Genomic DNA, 455 nt, shown 5'->3' with positions numbered 1-455 from the left:
TCCTCTTTTCAAAAAGAACAATATTACTGCTGTCCTTCAACTGATGAAGTACTTTTTCATACTCTACAATACCATATTTGGGATGCGCTTCATCAAGCCTGTGCTCTTCCATAAATTTATTATGCAGGAAAAATATATATTTTTTCTGCTTTACTCCAGGTTTCTGTCCATACACAATGATAGAAAACATGGCAAGCAGGATAATAAAAATATTCTTTGAAGTCATTATAGTGCATATTTTAAAGAGAAAACAAATTTAGTATTTAAAATTATATTTTTTTATGAATCCAAAGCTTGCCTTCTTTATTGGAATATAAAAAAATTCCGGCTCGGGAAGCGAAGCTTCCCCGAGCCGGAATTAAACAATTTCAATTTAGTATTTTACTTTTTATGCTTCGCAGATATTATCCTTTCTGCAGCATCTTGAACTGAATTCTTTTTTGAATTTTCCTTTC

The 455-nt window shown here is 31.2% G+C and carries 1 pseudogene; it reads right to left on the bottom strand.

The window, feature by feature from the left end:
• A pseudogene (locus BBH99_RS13245) lies at window positions 1–226 on the bottom strand (alpha/beta hydrolase); the annotation flags it as partial.
• Window positions 227–455 lie beyond the last annotated feature (229 nt).

The sequence above is a fragment of the Chryseobacterium contaminans genome (assembly GCF_001684955.1).
Classification (GTDB): Bacteria; Bacteroidota; Bacteroidia; order Flavobacteriales; family Weeksellaceae; genus Chryseobacterium; species Chryseobacterium contaminans.
This window is presented reverse-complemented; position numbering and strand designations above follow the sequence as displayed.